The following is a 3,194-nucleotide window of genomic DNA, read 5'->3' as shown; positions in this document are numbered from 1 at the left end:
TGCGCGTCGCCCAGCATGGCGACGAGGGCGCCAGCCATGCCGTCACTTATTACGCGGTGGTCGAAACCTCCGCGCAAAAACTGGCCTGGGTGTCGCTGAAGCCGGTGACCGGGCGCACCCATCAGCTGCGCGCGCATATGGCGCATATCGACCACGCCATCGTTGGCGACCCGAAATATTTCAACAAGGAAAACTGGCAGTTGCCGGGCGGCATCCAGAAGAAGCTGCATCTGCTGGCGCGTCGCATCGTGATCCCGCATCCGCGTGGTGGCGTGATCGATGCCACCGCGCCGCTGCCGCCGCACATGCTGCAGTCGTGGAACCTGCTCGGGCTCGAGGCTGACCGCTTCGACCCGATCGAGAACGCGCCTGAAGACTAGGGGCGGGCGGGCGATGACCGGGCGCGCTGCAGTGGTGGCCTCGCCGGATTTCGACGCCGGATTCCGCGCGCGGCTGCACGATCTGTTCGTGTGGCGGCGCGATATCCGGCGCTTTCGAACCGATGCGCTGCCGGACGGCATGCTGGAACGGCTGATCGAGGTGGCCTGTCTGGCGCCCTCGGTGGGGCTGAGCCAGCCATGGCGCTTCGTCATCGTCGATGATCCCGCGCGCCGCGCCGCCGTGCTGGAGAATTTTACCGCCTGCAATGCCGAGGCGCTGGGCGCCTATTCGGGCGAACAGGCCGAGCGCTACGCCACGCTGAAACTGGCCGGGCTGCGCGAGGCCCCGTGCCACCTCGCGGTATTTTCCGACCACGCCACCGACATCGGCCATGGCCTCGGCCGTCGCACGATGCCGGAAATGGCCGATTATTCGGTGGTCGCGGCGATCTCGACGCTGTGGCTGGCGGCGCGCGCCGAAGGCATCGGCGTCGGCTGGGTCTCGATCCTCGAGCCGGCTGGAATCACGGCCGCGCTCGATGTGCCCGCCGGCTGGCGGCTGATCGGCTATTTCTGCCTCGGCTATCCCTCGCTCGATTCGGACAGTCCGGAACTGGAGCGCGCCGGCTGGGAAGTGCGGCAGCGACTGGGCGATCACATTGTCCGGCGATGACCCGATGGGGCTTGAGATCGCGTGCGATCACAACGACATCAAGTCGGTGTTCAAACCAGTCTCACAGCTTCCCGCCATCCTTGCGCTCGTCGTTCTGCTCACGGCAACGGCGGCCGTCGCGCAGACCCTCCTGCCGCCCGGTGGTGCCATCCTGACGCCACCACCGCCCCCCGCGCCGCCGCCGCCCAGCATGGCGATTCCGGTGGTGCCGAGACTCGACGCCATGCCGACGCAGCCGAATGTGCCGGCACGGCGTTCATTCGGCGACCGCATCACCGACTGCCTGGCGGATGGCGCGGCGGCCGGTCTCGACTCCGGCAATCGTGCCGCCTATTCGCGCGCCTGCGCCAACCGCTGATGGCCTTTGCCTGACCTAGCCCTTGGGCTAGGTTGCGGCCGATCAACAGGACGAAAATGCGCGATGCGTGAATTGTTTGACGAAGTCTACGGGCAGGGCGGCTTCGATCCGGAAGAGGCGGTGCGCAAGTCCATGCGCGGGCCGCGGCGCAAGCGATTCTATACGCGCGCCGGCTTTGCCGAGGCCGGCGACGGTTTCGCCATCACGCTCGATGACAAAATGGTGCGTACGCCGTCGCGTCAGTCTCTGACCGTTCCCGCGCGCGCCATCGCCGAGGCGGTCGTGGCCGAATGGGAGGCGCAGCAGGATTTCATCAACCCGATGACCATGCCGCTGACGCGTCTCGCCAACAGCGTGATCGACGCCGTCGGCGACAATGCGCAGGCGGTGGCCGACGACATCGGCAAATATTTCGGGACCGATTTGTTGTTCTACCGCGCCGGCCATCCGGAGCCGCTGGTGGCGCGCGAAGCCGAGGCCTGGGATCCCATCTTGTTCTGGGCCGCGGATAATTTTGGCGCGCATTTCATCCTCGCCGAAGGCATCATCCATGTGGCGCAGCCGGAGGCGGCGCTGGCGGCCGCGCGGGCGACCTTGCCGCGCGATCCCTGGACGCTGGCGGCGCTGCATCTGGTGACCACGATCACCGGCTCGGCACTGCTGGCGGTGGCGCTGCTGCGCGGCCATCTCGACGCCGATCAGGTCTGGGCCGCGGCCCATGTCGACGAGGACTGGAACATCGAGCATTGGGGTATCGACGAGGAAGTGGCGGTTCGACGCGCCGCCAAGCTGGTCGATTACCGCGCCGCCGCGAGCGTGCTGAAGGCGCTCGTGCCGGTCGGTTAAGAACAAGTTAACGCCGCGCCGCTAGGCTTGCCGGATCATTGTCCGGTGATCTCAACATGCCGATGGCCATCAATCCGATCCTGCCGGTGCTCGCGGCGCGAGGCGTCGCCGGCGATGTCCCGTTCCAGCCGGGCAGTGTGATCGCCGCGCGCGTGCTGAAAATCCTGCCGGACAATCAGGTGCGGATCTCGGTCGGCGGGCAGGCGATCGACGTGCAGTCGCAGGTCCCGCTGCAGGCCGGTCAGACGCTGCAGCTCGCGGTGTCGCAGACCTCCGACGGGGTTCGGCTGGCGTTGCTGACGCCGCAAGGCGCCGCGCTGTCCGCAGCCGGCACCGCTTTGCCGGATCTGGCAAGTCTGGTGCCGGATGCGCCGCTCAGCCTGGCGACGGCATTGCCGACATCGAATGTGTTGACGCCGCAGGAAACCGTCGCGGTCTCGACCGCCGCGCAGATCGCGGCCACGCAGCAGGCCGGTCTGTCGACGCTGTTCGCCAATCTTGGCGCCGCGGCCGCGCTCGATAATCTGCCGCCCAAACTGCAGCAGGCGGTGGCGCAATTGCTGGCGCGGCGGCCACCGCTCGATGCGCAGCTCACCGGGGGGGAGATCAAAAGCGCGTTCCAGAATTCCGGCCTGTTTCTCGAAGCCGCGCTGGCCGCGGGAAAGCTGCCGGCGCCGGGCGCCATGCCGGACATGAAAGCGGCGCTGATCGTGCTGCGCCAGGTGCTGACCGCATCGCTTCCGGCGACGCCCGCGACGGCCGGTGATGCGCAGCCGGTGCCGGTTCAGGTCGGCGCGCAGCCGGTCGTGGTGGCCAGCCTGCCAGCCGGAACGACGCCTGCACTCGTACCCTCCGCGATGCCGCAATTGCTGGCGCAGGACGATCTGTTGCAACAGGCCGGGCTGTTCGCCGTGGAAGATTTCGTCGACTTCAGCAG

General features: G+C 67.7%; 4 protein-coding genes and 1 pseudogene. All 5 read left to right on the top strand.

Going from position 1 to position 3,194, the window contains the following annotated elements:
- Window positions 1-380 (top strand): pseudouridine synthase (locus Q0S16_RS16100; protein ID WP_295850005.1); only part of this gene is annotated, 380 nt, incomplete at its 5' end.
- Between the two features lie 13 nt (window positions 381-393).
- A complete protein-coding gene (gene bluB, locus Q0S16_RS16095; RefSeq protein WP_295850004.1) occupies window positions 394-1,053 on the top strand; it encodes a 5,6-dimethylbenzimidazole synthase in 660 nt (219 codons plus the stop codon).
- Window positions 1,040-1,411 carry a hypothetical protein gene (locus tag Q0S16_RS16090; RefSeq protein WP_295850003.1) on the top strand — a complete coding sequence of 124 codons (372 nt, stop codon included), beginning with the start codon at window positions 1,040-1,042 and terminating at the stop codon, window positions 1,409-1,411. Before bluB ends, Q0S16_RS16090 begins: the two co-directional genes overlap by 14 nt.
- 63 nt (window positions 1,412-1,474) lie before the next feature.
- Window positions 1,475-2,257: an ATP12 family protein gene (locus tag Q0S16_RS16085; protein ID WP_295850002.1), complete on the top strand. Its 783-nt coding sequence runs from the start codon at window positions 1,475-1,477 to the stop codon at window positions 2,255-2,257.
- A gap of 56 nt (window positions 2,258-2,313) precedes the next feature.
- Window positions 2,314-3,194: pseudogene (locus Q0S16_RS16080) on the top strand (flagellar hook-length control protein FliK); the annotation flags it as partial.

The organism is Tardiphaga sp. (genome assembly GCF_025356345.1).
In the GTDB taxonomy this organism is placed as follows: domain Bacteria; phylum Pseudomonadota; class Alphaproteobacteria; order Rhizobiales; family Xanthobacteraceae; genus Tardiphaga.
The sequence above is the reverse complement of the archived record's forward strand: the minus strand, read 5'-3'. Positions and strand labels throughout refer to the sequence as shown.

What these genes read in the sequence shown, in the direction of transcription:
- Q0S16_RS16085 (WP_295850002.1), top strand. Translation starts at nt 1,475, where the DNA reads ATGCGTGAATTGTTTGACGAAGTCTACGGGCAGGGCGGCTTCGATCCG.
- bluB (WP_295850004.1), top strand. Translation starts at nt 394, where the DNA reads ATGACCGGGCGCGCTGCAGTGGTGGCCTCGCCGGATTTCGACGCCGGA.